The 13,969-nt window shown below is 45.7% G+C and carries 14 protein-coding genes; 9 read left to right on the plus strand and 5 right to left on the minus strand.

Features of this window, described 5'->3' with window-relative positions:
• The first annotated feature begins 87 nt into the window (after nucleotides 1-87).
• From iscR to SDE_RS07440, 9 genes are all read left to right on the plus strand, one after another.
• A complete protein-coding gene (gene iscR, locus SDE_RS07400) occupies nucleotides 88-582 on the plus strand; it encodes a Fe-S cluster assembly transcriptional regulator IscR (protein WP_011467894.1) in 495 nt (164 codons plus the stop codon).
• A 38-nt stretch (nucleotides 583-620) separates the two neighbouring features.
• The gene (locus SDE_RS07405; protein WP_041324390.1) at nucleotides 621-1,841 is read left to right on the plus strand and encodes an IscS subfamily cysteine desulfurase; all 1,221 of its coding nucleotides are present in this window, start codon (nucleotides 621-623) and stop codon (nucleotides 1,839-1,841) included.
• A gap of 51 nt (nucleotides 1,842-1,892) precedes the next feature.
• The gene (gene sufB / locus SDE_RS07410; RefSeq protein ID WP_011467896.1) at nucleotides 1,893-3,332 is read left to right on the plus strand and encodes a Fe-S cluster assembly protein SufB; all 1,440 of its coding nucleotides are present in this window, start codon (nucleotides 1,893-1,895) and stop codon (nucleotides 3,330-3,332) included.
• A gap of 93 nt (nucleotides 3,333-3,425) precedes the next feature.
• On the plus strand, nucleotides 3,426-4,175 hold the full coding sequence (gene sufC, locus SDE_RS07415) for a Fe-S cluster assembly ATPase SufC (RefSeq protein WP_011467897.1): 750 nt from the start codon (nucleotides 3,426-3,428) through the stop codon (nucleotides 4,173-4,175).
• Entirely contained in the window at nucleotides 4,175-5,494 is a 1,320-nt protein-coding gene (gene sufD / locus SDE_RS07420; RefSeq protein ID WP_011467898.1) for a Fe-S cluster assembly protein SufD, read from the plus strand. The genes sufC and sufD overlap by 1 nt, the downstream gene beginning before the upstream one ends.
• Complete coding sequence (locus SDE_RS07425; RefSeq protein WP_011467899.1) at nucleotides 5,491-6,744, plus strand: aminotransferase class V-fold PLP-dependent enzyme; 1,254 nt, start codon at nucleotides 5,491-5,493, stop codon at nucleotides 6,742-6,744. The genes sufD and SDE_RS07425 overlap by 4 nt, the downstream gene beginning before the upstream one ends.
• A gap of 56 nt (nucleotides 6,745-6,800) precedes the next feature.
• Nucleotides 6,801-7,151, plus strand: a complete 351-nt coding sequence (locus tag SDE_RS07430) for a HesB/IscA family protein (protein WP_011467900.1) — start codon at nucleotides 6,801-6,803, stop codon at nucleotides 7,149-7,151.
• A 19-nt stretch (nucleotides 7,152-7,170) separates the two neighbouring features.
• The gene (gene sufT / locus SDE_RS07435; protein WP_011467901.1) at nucleotides 7,171-7,707 is read left to right on the plus strand and encodes a putative Fe-S cluster assembly protein SufT; all 537 of its coding nucleotides are present in this window, start codon (nucleotides 7,171-7,173) and stop codon (nucleotides 7,705-7,707) included.
• A gap of 17 nt (nucleotides 7,708-7,724) precedes the next feature.
• The gene (locus SDE_RS07440; RefSeq protein ID WP_011467902.1) at nucleotides 7,725-8,159 is read left to right on the plus strand and encodes a SufE family protein; all 435 of its coding nucleotides are present in this window, start codon (nucleotides 7,725-7,727) and stop codon (nucleotides 8,157-8,159) included.
• Nucleotides 8,160-8,226: 67 nt separating this feature from the next.
• Here SDE_RS07440 and SDE_RS07445 read toward each other — a convergent pair whose 3' ends face one another.
• The 5 genes from SDE_RS07445 to SDE_RS07465 all read right to left on the minus strand — a co-directional run bounded on the left by SDE_RS07445 (nucleotide 8,227) and on the right by SDE_RS07465 (nucleotide 13,864).
• The gene (locus SDE_RS07445) at nucleotides 8,227-9,954 is read right to left on the minus strand and encodes a hypothetical protein (RefSeq protein ID WP_011467903.1); all 1,728 of its coding nucleotides are present in this window, start codon (nucleotides 9,952-9,954) and stop codon (nucleotides 8,227-8,229) included.
• A gap of 21 nt (nucleotides 9,955-9,975) precedes the next feature.
• A complete protein-coding gene (locus SDE_RS07450) occupies nucleotides 9,976-11,277 on the minus strand; it encodes a conjugal transfer protein TraF (RefSeq protein ID WP_011467904.1) in 1,302 nt (433 codons plus the stop codon).
• 437 nt (nucleotides 11,278-11,714) lie between these two features.
• Nucleotides 11,715-12,062, minus strand: a complete 348-nt coding sequence (locus SDE_RS07455) for a hypothetical protein (RefSeq protein WP_011467905.1) — start codon at nucleotides 12,060-12,062, stop codon at nucleotides 11,715-11,717.
• A 187-nt stretch (nucleotides 12,063-12,249) separates the two neighbouring features.
• Nucleotides 12,250-13,365 (minus strand): saccharopine dehydrogenase NADP-binding domain-containing protein, encoded by a 1,116-nt coding sequence (locus SDE_RS07460; protein WP_011467906.1) that lies wholly within the window; start codon nucleotides 13,363-13,365, stop codon nucleotides 12,250-12,252.
• 34 nt (nucleotides 13,366-13,399) lie between these two features.
• A complete protein-coding gene (locus SDE_RS07465; protein ID WP_011467907.1) occupies nucleotides 13,400-13,864 on the minus strand; it encodes a DUF2269 family protein in 465 nt (154 codons plus the stop codon).
• Nucleotides 13,865-13,969 lie beyond the last annotated feature (105 nt).

Here is a 13,969-nt window from a genome sequence, read left to right on the forward strand (position 1 = left end):
TAAAACCTACTAAAACAGTAGGTTATATACTTGATTGAAATGCTAGGTTATTCGATAATGCACACAAAGTTTAACCTTCGGTAGCTTATGCGACTAACAACGAAAGGCCGATACGCCGTAACGGCGATGCTAGATTTAGCGCTGCATGCCCAGTCTGGCCCTGTCAGCTTGGCAGATATATCTCGTCGCCAGCAAATATCGCTGTCTTATTTAGAGCAGCTGTTCGCCAAATTGCGACAAAGTACACTGGTAACCTCTGTGCGAGGGCCTGGTGGCGGCTATAAGCTTAATCGCTCGGCTGCAGACGTGCACGTAGCGCAAATTATCGATGCCGTGAATGAAAGCGTCGATGCCACTAACTGTGGTGGGCAGGGCAATTGTCAGCAAGGGGAAGTGTGTTTAACCCATTACCTTTGGAGCGACCTGAGCGATCAAATTCACACTTTTTTAAGTGGTATTAGCTTGGCCGACCTATTGGCGCGGCAAGATGTTAAATCGGTGGCGAATCGCCAAAACATGCGTGAAAAAGCCGGCTTAGATGCCAAGCCCGATGACGTTATTACCACTGCGAATATAGATTAAACCACCTGCAAGACGAAGACTAAGTAAAACAGCCCATGATGCAAAAACCCATGTATTTCGATTACGCCGCCACCACACCTGTGGATGAGCGAGTCGCCGAAGCAATGATTGGCTGCCTAACCCGCGATGGTAATTTTGGTAACCCCGCATCGCGCTCGCACTTAATTGGTTGGCAGGCAGAAGAGGCCGTAGAAATTGCGCGTGGCGATGTTGCCAAACTTATTGGTTGCGACACGCGCGAAATTGTTTGGACAAGTGGCGCCACAGAATCAAACAACTTGGCTATAAAAGGCGCGTTAGAAGCGTTACTGCAAAATGAAGAGCAAGCATCTTCGACTGTGACGCATCATGTAGTGCCACATCATACTGTGCCGCATATAGTTACTAGCGCCATCGAGCACAAAGCAGTATTGGATACCTGCGCAGAACTGCAGCGTAGAGGCTGTGAAGTGACTTATTTAACACCACCCGCAGATGGTGTAATTCGCGCAGCACAAGTGGCAGAAGCCATGCGCCCGCAAACGCGCCTTGTTTCCATTATGCATGTAAACAACGAAATTGGCGTAATAAACGAAATTGCCGGTATTGGTAAAAACTGTCGCGACAGCGGTGTTTTATTTCATGTGGATGCAGCACAAAGTGCAGGCAAAGTAGAAATAGATGTGGCCAGTATGTGTATCGATTTACTGTCGATTTCTGCCCACAAAATGTATGGCCCTAAAGGTATCGGCGCGCTTTACGTTAGGCGTTCACCAGATGTAAATATAGCGGCACAAATTCACGGTGGTGGCCACGAGCGTGGTATGCGATCTGGTACGCTACCTACGCACCAAATTGTTGGCTTAGGCAAAGCTGCCGCCATTGCCAAGCAAGAAATGGTTGCAGAGAGCAAGCAGCTTTTAGCATTGCGCGATTTATTTTTAAGCCAACTGCAGCAGCTTACATGTTGGCAATTAAATGGCTCTAAAGAGCAGCGCGTACCTGGCAATTTAAATATTAGTTTTGCCGATGTAGAAGGCGAGACGCTACTTATGTCTCTGCGCGATATAGCGCTTTCTACCGGTTCGGCGTGCACCTCCGCCAGCTTGGAGCCATCCTATGTGCTTAGCGCTATAGGTGTACCAAGCGAGTTAGCCCACAGCTCTTTACGCATTAGCTTGGGTAGGTACACCACCGAAACAGAAGTGAAAATGGCTGCAGATAAAATTACTGCAGCAGTTACCAGCCTACGTAAATCACCACCGGTGAGATACGCCTAAATAGCTTTACAAAAGCCGTTTAGAAATTACACGTAATTACGGGTTTCTTATATGTCTCAGGAACAACTCGACCATTTAATCAGAAAAGATTATGCCGCAGGGTTTATCACCGATGTTGAATCGGATACCTTGCCACCAGGGTTAAATGAAGAAGTCATTGCATTTATCTCCAACAAAAAGAACGAGCCAGAGTGGCTGTTGGAGTGGCGATTAAAAGCCTACCGTGCTTGGCGTGAAATGGACGAGCCAGATTGGGCGCACGTAAGCTACCCGAAAATTGATTTCGACGAAATCTCTTACTATTCCGCGCCTAAAAGCATGGCCGACAAGCCAAAAAGCTTAGACGAAGTAGACCCAGAGCTTTTGCGCACTTACGAGAAATTAGGCATTCCACTGCACGAGCAAGAAATGCTTGCGGGTGTAGCGGTAGACGCCGTATTCGACTCTGTATCTGTGGGCACAACCTTCCGCAAAAAACTGTTTGAGGCCGGTGTTATTTTTTGCCCAATTTCTGAGGCTGTACACGAATACCCAGAGCTGGTTAAAAAGTACCTTGGCAGTGTTGTACCGCAAAAAGATAACTACTACGCAGCATTAAACTGTGCAGTGTTTAGTGATGGTTCGTTTGTGTACATTCCAAAAGGCGTACGCTGCCCAATGGAGCTGTCTACTTACTTCCGTATTAACGAATCTAAAACCGGTCAGTTCGAGCGCACACTTATTATTGCCGATGAAGGCAGCCACGTAAGCTATTTGGAAGGCTGTACTGCGCCAATGCGCGACGAAAACCAATTGCACGCAGCGGTTGTTGAGTTGGTTGCGTTAGATAACGCCAAAATCAAATATTCCACGGTACAAAACTGGTACCCAGGTGATGCCGAAGGCAAAGGCGGCATATACAACTTTGTAACCAAGCGCGGCATTGCTCACACCAACGCTCATATTTCTTGGACACAAGTAGAAACCGGTTCTGCCGTAACGTGGAAGTACCCAAGCTGTGTATTAAAAGGCGATAACAGCGTAGGTGAGTTTTACTCTGTAGCACTTACCAACAATCATCAGCAGGCCGATACCGGCACAAAGATGATCCACTTGGGTAAAAATACGCGCTCAACCATTATCTCTAAGGGTATTTCTGCAGGTAAAAGCTCTAATGCTTATCGCGGTTTGGTGCGCATGAACCCAGGCGCTACCGGTGCCAGAAACTACACCCAGTGCGACTCATTGCTTATTGGCGATAAATGCGCAGCGCACACCTTTCCTTATATCGAAAGTAAAAACCCAAGCGCTGTGGTAGAGCATGAAGCCACCACCTCTAAGGTGAGTGAAGATCAACTTTATCTTTGCCAGCAGCGCGGCATCGATGCAGAAAAAGCTGTGTCTATGATTGTTAACGGTTTCTGTAAAGAAGTTTTTAAAGAGTTACCCATGGAGTTTGCGGTAGAAGCCGGCAAGCTATTAGAAGTGAGTTTAGAAGGTTCGGTAGGTTAATTTACCCGCGCGATATTCATTTTTACACTTCCCCTTAAATCTCGTCGCCCTTGCCATTGGCGCAAGGGCCATATTAGTACCGGAGAGTCACACATGCTGTCTATCAAAAACTTACATGCTCGCGTAGAGGAAAAAGACATCCTTAAAGGGTTGAACCTAGAAATTAAACCTGGCGAAGTTCACGCGATTATGGGCCCTAACGGTGCAGGTAAAAGTACATTAGGCAATGTACTGTCTGGCCGTGAAGGTTACGAAGTAACTGACGGCGAAGTATTGTTCGACGGTAAAAACCTACTCGATTGGGAAACCGAAGAGCGCGCTCGCGAAGGTTTATTTTTAGCCTTTCAATACCCAGTGGAAATTCCTGGTGTAAGTAATATGGAATTCCTTAAGGCATCTGTAGATGCTGTTCGCGCGCACCAAGGTTTGCCTGCCTACGATTCGGTTTCTTTCTTAAAAGAAGCGCGTGCGCGCTGTCAAGAAGTTGACTTAAAGCAAGAGTTTTTAAAGCGCGGCGTTAACGAGGGCTTTTCTGGTGGTGAGAAAAAGCGCAACGAATTAATGCAAATGATGTTGTTGCAGCCCAAGCTATGCATTCTTGATGAAACAGACTCAGGCTTAGATATCGACGCCCTACAAGTTGTAGCTAAAGGTGTAAACGCACTGCGCAGCCCCGACCGCTCTTTTATTGTTGTAACCCACTACCAACGTTTGCTCGACTACATTGAGCCAGATTTCGTACACGTATTGGCCGACGGCAAAATTGTTAAGTCTGGCGATAAATCACTGGCCCTAGAGTTAGAAGAGAAGGGTTACGGCTGGTTAGAAAACGAGGTTGCTTAATGTCAGATTTTATAGCAAACGCTGCGGCCATAGCTGCTTCACCGCTTACATGGTTGCAAGATAAAACACAGCAAGGTAAACAAGCTTGGCTTGGTCACCGTTTTCCTACCCGTAAAACGGAAAACTGGAAGTACACCAATTTGCGTGCGCTAGAGCAGGGCGATTACTTGCGCGCAGCCAATATTGGGGCGGCGCCAGAAGCGTTGCCGCAGCATTTAACCATTGCCGGTTTAGAGGCTGTTAAACTTGTTTTCGTGAATGGCCAATTTGTTGCCAGTTTATCCGACGATTTAGCGCGCGCCAATGTTGCGGGTTTAGAGTTAACGCTATTTTCCAATGCTAGCGATGCGCAGAAAAAAGCCATTAACGAACAGCTTGGGCAGCTAGTTAATAGTACTAAATATGAATTTTCTGGTTTGAACACGGCGCAACTTAACGACGGCGTGTATATCAATGTGGCTAAAAACCAACAAGTGGCTAAGCCTATCCACATTGTTTGGATGACCACTGCGCAAGACTCTGCCTTTACTGTGCCGCACCGCTTATTGGTAAACCTAGAAACAGGTGCAAGCGCCTGCGTTATCGAGCAGTTTGTAAGTGGCGACGAAGCCCAAAATAGCTTTACCCATAGTGTTTCTGAATTTAACGTAGGCGAAAATGCGCGCTTACAGCACTACCGTTTGCAGCAAGAGCAAGAAGATGCCATTCATATTGGTGGCGTGTTTGTGCGCTTAGATCGCTCTGCAGACTTAGACAGTTTTCATATGGCGTTTGGCAGCAAAATTAAACGCGTAGATATTGAAGTGCAGCATCAAGGTGAAGGCTCTACCTCTAAAATTAATGGGGTGTATTTGCCAAAAAACAATCAGCATATTGATTATCACACCTGCATAGAACACGCCGTGCCTCACTGTACTTCACAAGAAACTTTTCGCGGAATTATTGCCGATAGCGCGCACGCGGTATTTAACGGGCGCATTCATATTCATCCAGATGCGCAAAAAACGCTGGCTGAATTAAGCAATAAAAACTTGTTAACCAGTGATAAAGCACAAATAGATACCAAGCCCGAGCTTGAGATTTATGCCGACGATGTGCGCTGTGCACACGGTGCCACCATTGCGCAGCTGGATGAGAAATCTCTTAATTATTTGCGCACGCGTGGCATTTCGCTCGACGAAGCACAAGTAATGCTTAGCTATGGTTTTATTAACGAATTAATTAACGATGTTGCGTTAGAGCCAATTGGTACTTATTTGCGTCCCATTTTGGCCAATCGTTTCGCCAAAGAACCGTCGTTAGTGAGGCACATTGCATGATGCAGGCTGGCAACGCTGTGAAAGGGTTTGATGTAGAAAAAATTCGCGAAGACTTTCCTATTTTGCATCAAGAGGTGAATGGTCACCCGTTGGTGTATTTGGATAACGCCGCCACTACACAAAAGCCTAATGCGGTTATAGATGCTATTAGCGATTATTATCGCGGCTACAACTCCAATGTACACCGCGGTGCCCACGCATTAAGTGATAAAGCCACAGCTGGCTTTGAAGGTGCACGCGATACTTTGGCGGCGTTTATTAACAGCCCAAGTCGCGAGCAGGTATTGTGGACTCGCGGTACTACAGAGGCTATTAACTTGGTGGCCTTTACTTGGGGTAAACAAAACCTTGAAGCCGGCGACCGAGTGTTGGTGTCTAATTTAGAGCATCACTCCAACATTGTGCCGTGGCAAATGGTAGCGCAAGAAAAAGGCGCAAGTGTTGTAGCTATTCCAGTTTCAGATAGCGGCGCAATCGATTTAGATGCTTTTAAAGCCTTGTTAGTAAGTAATGAAGGCCCTGTTAAGTTTGTATCGGTAGGGCATGTGTCTAATGCGCTCGGTACGGTAAACCCAGTGGAAGAGATTGTGGCACTAAGCCACGAAGTTGGTGCCAAAGTACTTATAGATGGCGCTCAGTCGGTTGGTCATTGGGCTGTAGATGTACAGGCGCTAGACTGCGACTTTTTCGCTTTTTCTGGCCACAAAATGTTTGGCCCAACAGGTATTGGCGTATTGTGGGGTAAGCGCGACTTGCTCGAAGCAATGCCGCCGTATCAGGGCGGTGGTGAAATGATCGAGACAGTAAGTTTCGAAGGCACCACCTACAATGCATTGCCTTACAAATACGAAGCGGGCACGCCAGATATTGCCGGTGCTATTGGGTTGGCAGCCGCGGTAGATTATTTAAATAGTTTTGATCGCGAAGCGGCAGTCGCTCACGAAAATGATTTGTTACAGTATGCATGGCAAAAAGCTGAAGGCTTTGCGGGGTTAACTCGTGTAGGCACAGCGCCAAAAGTTGCCGGCGTGTTTAGCTTTTTGTTAAATGGTGCGCACCCTTCAGATGTAGGCATGCTAATCGATCAGCAGGGGGTGGCTGTGCGCACAGGTCACCATTGTGCTCAGCCTTTAATGGCACGCTTAGGTATACCGGGCACTGTGCGAGCATCGTTTTCTTTTTACAACAATCGCAATGATGTAGATCGATTGTTTGAAGCGCTAGAAAAAGCAAAAACATTTCTTGTGTAATGTATAGCGTTTAGCAAGCCAAGTAGTTCCACCAATTTGTAATATAGGTAGCCAAAATGAGTGTTGAAACGTTTAGTGTATCGGACGCTATTCAAGTTACGCCCGCTGCTGCCGAGCATTTTGCTAAGCAGCTAAAGCAGAGCGGTAAGGCCGCTGTGCGTTTAAGTTTAAAAGAAAGTGGCTGTACTGGGTTTATGTACGTAATTGACGAAATTGACTCGCCAGTAGACGGCGATATAACCATTACATTGCCCAATGACGTAACCGTATTTGTTGACCCAGCCAAATTGGATGCGATTAAAGGTACGGTGGTGGATTACCGCCTAGAAGGCATTAATCGCAACTTAATAATGGACAACCCAAACGTCAAAGCAGCTTGTGGCTGTGGCGAAAGTTTTAACGTATAAGGTTTAAGGTACAAAAGGTATGGCTGAACAGCGCATGGCGACAACTCGTCGGGATTGCCCCGCGAGACTTGTACCGGTTGGCGACCCAATAACAATTCCAGCGAATAATTTTGTTACTATTACCCAATCGCTTGGTGGTAATTACACCGTGGTGTACCAAGGTAATATGCTGCGTGTAGATGGCACAGATGCAGATGCGTTGGGTTTGCCTAAATATGAATTAAATTTTGCAGATGCCGGCGATGGAAAAATTAATGAAGAGCAAGTGTGGGAAGCGTTGGAATCTGTTTACGACCCCGAGATTCCTGTAAACCTACGCGCGCTGGGTTTGATTTACCAAATGAAAGCCGACCAGCAAAGAGGCACGGTGCACATTGAAATGACCTTAACAGCACCAGGCTGCGGTATGGGGCCAGTGTTAGTGGGCGATGTAAAACATCGCGTGGCGCTTGTGCCAAATGTTAAAAAAGTTGAGGTGGAACTTGTGTTCGACCCACCATGGCACCGCGATATGATGTCGGAAGAAGCCCAGCTAGAAACGGGTATGTTTTACTAAGAGTTGTAAATATAGTTATGAGTGAAACGATTCAAACCAATCCTTTTGGTACAACAATTACCCCAGAAGAAATAATTGATACGCTGAGTTTTTTCGACGGCTGGGAAGAACGCTACAAATACATTATCGATTTGGGTAAAGAGTTACCCCCAATGGATGATGAGCTAAAAGACGACGATCATATTGTACGTGGCTGTCAAAGCCAGGTATGGATAGATGGTGTAGCTATTGATGGCAAACTTTGGTTTCAAGTAGATAGCGATGCCTTTATTGTAAAAGGGTTGCTGGGTGTAGTACTTGCAGCATACAACGGCAAGAGCCCCGCAGACATTTTAGCTTTTGATATAGAAGCTTATTTGGATGAAATAGGTTTGATTAAGCACTTAAGCCCAACACGCGGCAATGGCTTGCGATCTATGGTGCAGAAGATTAAAGCACTTGCTAATAGCTAACAGCAGAAATAAAAATGGCCCTTTGAAAGGGCCATTTTTTTAGCGGTTAAGTACAAACAGTTGAGGTTTAGATGCCTACGCGCGAAGGTAGGCGTGTTTCGCAATCCTTATTCGACGTAGGTACAATCTCTGTTGTGGTTAATCCGTCTACGCTGTACCAATTTTTAATTTCACCATCAAAATCAAAACGAATTCGTTCATATTCGGTGTTGGCGATTGTTGCGGTTCCATTGGGTTTAAGAATGGCTTGATATGTAGCGCCTAAGAACTCGATGGTAAGCAGTACGGAAAATGAAGAACGGTTGTCAGAACTGGCTCCGAGCATACTCCAGTAACCGTTCACTAACTCACCGCGGCTATTGCCTTCGCCTAGTGTGCCATCGGTACTCGCACCGTCTATGAATTTTACGCAGGATGTAAACTGACCAGAAATGGCATCTGTGTCACCCGTAAAGTAAAATTCAACTTCCGCATCTTTTAGGTCGTTGGGAGCGCTGCCTAAATCTAAATCTGATACTTTTAAGGTGCTACCAGCTAATAGCGATAGGGGTTGAGCGCTATCATCTAATCGCGATGCTTGATTTATCTCCTCTTCGCTATCGAAATCACTTCCGCTAAAATCGTTGTTTAAAAGCGCTGAAAGATCCCCTCGTTCACCCGATAAAGCAGATGTTAACGCATCAACTAATGTGGTATTAGCTTCATTCGTGAAAAAATTAACCGCGTTGTCGATAGACGAGTCGTCGTTGCGCCCTTCGTTTACGCTTTTAATCACAAACGTTTCTAATGCTCTTGCGCGGCCCTGAGCGCCGCCAGTATCGATCGTGCTAATAGGGTCTATTAGTCTGTTTACAATATTGGGTATGTTGCTTGTAATGTTCACCACTCGAGTAAACTGATCGGGCGATTCGGAGGACCCGAGATCTGCAGGTAAATCCAATTCCTTTTGTTCGTACAAGTCCCGTAGTACGCTCTCAGAGTTATCCATAATGCGTGTTAAAGCTTGTGTATCTCGCAGAATATTGTCTAACCCTGTGTCGGAATTGGCAGTAAGCTCTTGTGCTAAGCTGCGGTAAACCTCAGAGCTTGGGTCGTTCATTGTGCCTACTTCATTATTCAACTCTTCGTAATTGTCATTCAATCGGTCAGATAAAACTGTAACTGTTTTATGCACCTTAAGCGCCGTGTTTAGCAAGCTAGAATTTACACTGCCCGTACCATCGGAGTCTAAATAATTAACATCTAAATCATTTTCGCTAATCCTCAGTGCATTTAATACGTTACTTCTATCATCGTTACTCTCAACATTTGTCATCAACGTTGTAAGCGGGGAGACAACACTATCCACAGAGCTTGTTGATTCTTCTAGCTCTATTCTGCGGCTCATCTGCCCCAAAAAGGGCTCGCCGGTAAGTAGGTCGTAGCCACCGTCGACGCGGACAACCACGTTGGAGAATGATCGAGACGATTTGAGGCAGTATATTTTTTCGCTAGCAGGCGCAGAGCTAGCACAGTAATCTGTATTTGTTTTAGGGTTGTAAGAGTAGTAGCCATCATTATCGGTAAAAGCATAGTCCTCCCACGGGTCGCGCGTGGCATTGTTGTTGGAGTCTAAATATACCGTCGCTCGGGCAAGCGCGCCGTCGATAGCAACCCCAGAAAACTGCGTAGACGAAGTAGAAGGCGTTTGGTCGTCTTGCCCAGTTCCTCCACAGCCTATTAAAGCAAGTGTTGTAGCAGAAGCCATTAATACGCTTAAGGCGCGTTTGGGGAATTTTGTGTCTAAGTTTTTCATGCGTAATATCTCTCTAATGGCTTAAAAATGTTCGGTTAAGCTTAGGGCAAATCCTAGCCGTCTTGGGCCTGTGGAGCCGTCCACTTCCACGCTTTCTAAACCGTACTCAATATCAAAGTTCAGCATTTTGAAAAATGTTGCGCCCACATTTAGGCTGCTTGTTTCGCTACCGGTTAAATTTACTTGATAGCCAGAGCGTAAAGAGGGCAGCCAGAAGCCGCCGGTTTCGTAGCTGGCGGCTAGGTGAAACCATTGGTTTTCAAAGCCTACGGGGTCGTCGTATGCGGCCAAGTCTAGTGCAGAGGTGAGCCACCATTTATTGCCTATATGCAGTGCGCCATCAACAGTCGCGCGCGCATGCTTAGTATGAGTTTCGTAGGCTTTTAGGTCCCCTTTTACTTCAATAAAATATTCGGTTGCGTAACATGCCGATTGCTCTGTGGAGCCTGGTTCGCGTTCGTCACAATTCACACCTACTGCGCCGTAATCGAAACTAGGTGAATTGATGTCTGCCAAGGTTAGGCCAAGGCGATAAAAGTCGGCATCCCACACAACACCAATATCGACAGACATGGCAGTGGTAGACACTAAGTTCTTATCGTATTCGTCCGTCATTACGTCGCTTATATCTCTGCCGTCTAGCATTTGAAGCGGCATAACTTGTTTACTTAGCTCCATGTTGGAAATATCTAAGCGAGCACCACCGTATAGTTTTCCCATGTCGTTGTAGGACCATAACTCGCGGCCGTAACCAAATGACAGACGCTTTTCGATACCACTTTTTAAATAAATAGCGGTGTTGGTGAGGTAGTCTTTATCTTGGTCGTATTTCAATTCGTCATCGAGTACGCGCGCACCTATTGTGGCGTCCAAACTGAAATCGACTGAGAAGGTGCCGCCAAACCGGTCTGATTTGTAAAATAGTGGCAGCACAGGGGCTCTAACATTAATGGTATTTTTTATATAACCGTGTTCCCCCATATTTTCTAAAACACTGTTAAAGCGTTCTAACACATCTGAGGGAGATTCGTCGGTGCTGTCTGGGTCGTCAATAATATCGATAAGGTCATCAAGATCATCTGCGAAGTTACCTACGTCGCCAAGCTCTATGCCATAGCTAAATGCTGGGCCGAAGTTAAACCGATAGGTTTCTTCTTCGTGCACCATAAAGTTATTCATTGCAGGGTTGTGGTCTGCAGAGAAAAGGGCTGTGTGGTTGCCGCTAGGGCCGGAAGTGAAGTTAGTGCCGCTGGCTGAGCTGCCAGTGCCTGCATAAAGTGGGGTGGCGGCGAGTCCTAAAACTACAAATAGTGGGTATTTCACAGTTACTCCTTAGGGGAAAACAAACTATTCCACTAAGGTTAGTTGATAGCTGGCGGGGAACTAGGCTAATTAATTCTAGATTGCGGGTAAAAAATAGCTTTTTTATATAACGAGATTAAATACAACCGCTTTGTTTTGAGTGATTTTTGATCGTTTCGTTATAAGGAGCTGGCTCTACAGGCGCTTTGAAGCATAGAGGCGCAATGCGCCCCAGTTTATTGATAAACCCCTCTATTATTTCTGCGAAGAGCTTGATCATTCTAAATCCGCAAATTCTTAGAGTGAAAGTTCAAAAAACGTATGAATATGTCCCTATAACTTGCTCAATTCGTCCATGAATTGAGCATTTTTGATCTTTCACCCTAAGAATTTACTCGCTGTGTTACCTAAGTCAGGTTTGTCATCAGTCTGAAGCGCAATGCGCCCCTAGTCTTAAATTATACAAGTACCTCTTGGCCTCTATAGAAGCGCTTCTTTTCGCGCGGCACAGGGGGCGGGGTTGTGGGCGGTTTTTCTAGTAGTTGAGTTTGGCCGCGGTAGGTGTGGGTAATATATTTGCCCTTGGCTGCGGTGTTTGTGGCCAGTCTGGTTTCCCATTCTTTGCCTGCCATTATCATTAGTTCACGTGTGAGGGCTTTCATCACATTGTCTGTAGATTTTTGATACAAAATAACCAACTCGCTTAATAGGTCGGGGTTGGCTAGTTTTATACTGGGTTTGTCTTCACTGGGTACTCTACGTCGAATTTCCTGCACAAGATCTATCATGGGTTTGTTGTAGTTCACGGATTAACCACCTTTGTATTTGCACCAGGTATTGTATACGCGCAGTGGTATGTTTTAGGTCCTTTAATGAGGCAGAAAGACGTCCGTGCACCAAAAATACACACTGTGTTAACTAAATTGCGCGCGATTATGTTTTTTGTAAGCTAGATGCAATATATGTGCTTGTTTTAATTTTGTAGAAAATATTTTATAAAGTTTCTCGCCAACCAATTTTTAGCGGCTCTAATGCGTGTAAATACTCGTTTAGTGTGATTAACCCCATGCAGGCTTTGGCTCCACGATCTGTGGTTGCGCCACTTAGTAGTTTTTGGGTGAGTAAAATAGAAGGTATGCAAGGAATATAAAGGCCATCACCGTGTTTTGCCGAAATTTCAAACAAAACAGTTTTTGGTTGCGCATTGCATGTGCCGGATAACGCCATATAAAAGCCGCTGTTATCGTGGCCTAAAAAATCAAATAGTCGCGAAATACCAAGAAGCGTTTTTGCCCACGACTGGATGTTCGGCAACAATTTCAATTTCACCGCGCCAGAAAAAATAGCAAGGCAGCGGTGGAGTAACTTCACCTCTAGGCTTGCCTGAAAGCGAATATTTTTTATAGATGGGTAGCGCTGCGGGAAGAGGGCTAAATCGGGGATATCGCAATTACCAAGTAACCTAGCCCCTAGCTGCCAAAACTCGCGCCGACGAGTGTCTAACCAGCCAAACACAGTATGCGGTTTACCTGCTTTTAATTGCGAAAAGGGTTTGCCTGCATAGCTTAGAACGGCAGCGGTGGTCGCTAGCCCTTGGTTGGTAAGTTGCGCTGTAGCTATGGCGTAATCCACGCTTTCAAGCTGGTCAAACATCGGTAAATAGTTATCTATAATTGCGCTGGTTAATGCCGGTACTGAGCTTGCACCCGCACATACTAGTACGTTCTTTGCTTTTGCGGCTTTATCTAAATCTGCTATGTCTGCAACAAATTGCCTGGCATCTGCTAGGTCAATGTAGTGAGCGCCTACTTGAATGCATGCTTCGGCTACATGGTAGGTTTGGTTTTGGAATGGCCCTGAGGTATGTATAACCACAGTTGGTTTTAGCGTGGCTAAGCGCTCCGCCAAATTGTGGTAAATATTTAGTTCGCAAGCCTCTATCTGCGCGCAGGTTTTTGGCGAGGTTTTTAATTGTTGAATAAGCGCCTGTGCTTTGCTTACATTTCTACCTGCAATAACGAGTTTTATACCACTGGTTTTGGCCAGTTCAGTAGAAATAAACCTACCAAAGTTTCCGTAGCCGCCAATTATTAGTACAGTGTTATTCATCGTTAATCCTTTTACTTTGGTTGCTTTAACGCTTTTAAAAGTAGGGCTTGGAGACCATCAAATAAAAAATACCTATAAACGATAAAAATGCGGGCCAACCAAGCCAAAACCACCAGCGTATTAGCGTGGTATACCGTAAAGGTGGCGGTAGGTTTTGTTGCTGGCAATGTAGTAGTTGGTTGCGTATCGAAATTTGGATTAACACAACGGGTAGCCAGCATGCGCCAGCAACAATGTAAAGCACATAGGATAAGCTTAGCCAAGGCGAGAAAACCGGTAACCCCGAAAGGTAGAGCAGGTAGGCTCCAGTAAGAGGCTGGGCGATTGCAGCAGGGAAGGTAAAGTACGTATCGGCCGTAACGGTTAACTTTGCTGCAAATGCTCTTACGTTTATATCTTTGTGGCGCTGGGCCATAAACATAAAGAAAGCAATGCCTAGGCCAGTGCCAAATAGTACTGTGGCGCTAAGAATATGCAGTGTTTTGATTACGCTATACATAAGGTGCCCAATTCAACTCTGTTCCGCTTAGTGTACCTAAGAATTAGCTAAACACGCAGTTTTTTGATTCGGGTCAAAACCGTATTGGCGCCAGCGAGATATGCT

This window comes from Saccharophagus degradans 2-40 (assembly GCF_000013665.1).
In the GTDB taxonomy this organism is placed as follows: domain Bacteria; phylum Pseudomonadota; class Gammaproteobacteria; order Pseudomonadales; family Cellvibrionaceae; genus Saccharophagus; species Saccharophagus degradans.

Coding starts and splice junctions, on each gene's coding strand:
- SDE_RS07430 (WP_011467900.1), top strand. CDS start 6,801: ATGAGTGTTGAAACGTTTAGTGTATCGGACGCTATTCAAGTTACGCCC.
- SDE_RS07425 (WP_011467899.1), top strand. CDS start 5,491: ATGATGCAGGCTGGCAACGCTGTGAAAGGGTTTGATGTAGAAAAAATT.
- sufT (WP_011467901.1), top strand. CDS start 7,171: ATGGCTGAACAGCGCATGGCGACAACTCGTCGGGATTGCCCCGCGAGA.
- sufD (WP_011467898.1), top strand. CDS start 4,175: ATGTCAGATTTTATAGCAAACGCTGCGGCCATAGCTGCTTCACCGCTT.
- SDE_RS07405 (WP_041324390.1), top strand. CDS start 621: ATGCAAAAACCCATGTATTTCGATTACGCCGCCACCACACCTGTGGAT.
- sufC (WP_011467897.1), top strand. CDS start 3,426: ATGCTGTCTATCAAAAACTTACATGCTCGCGTAGAGGAAAAAGACATC.
- iscR (WP_011467894.1), top strand. CDS start 88: ATGCGACTAACAACGAAAGGCCGATACGCCGTAACGGCGATGCTAGAT.
- SDE_RS07445 (WP_011467903.1), bottom strand. CDS start 9,954: ATGAAAAACTTAGACACAAAATTCCCCAAACGCGCCTTAAGCGTATTA.
- SDE_RS07460 (WP_011467906.1), bottom strand. CDS start 13,365: ATGAATAACACTGTACTAATAATTGGCGGCTACGGAAACTTTGGTAGG.
- SDE_RS07440 (WP_011467902.1), top strand. CDS start 7,725: ATGAGTGAAACGATTCAAACCAATCCTTTTGGTACAACAATTACCCCA.
- sufB (WP_011467896.1), top strand. CDS start 1,893: ATGTCTCAGGAACAACTCGACCATTTAATCAGAAAAGATTATGCCGCA.
- SDE_RS07465 (WP_011467907.1), bottom strand. CDS start 13,864: ATGTATAGCGTAATCAAAACACTGCATATTCTTAGCGCCACAGTACTA.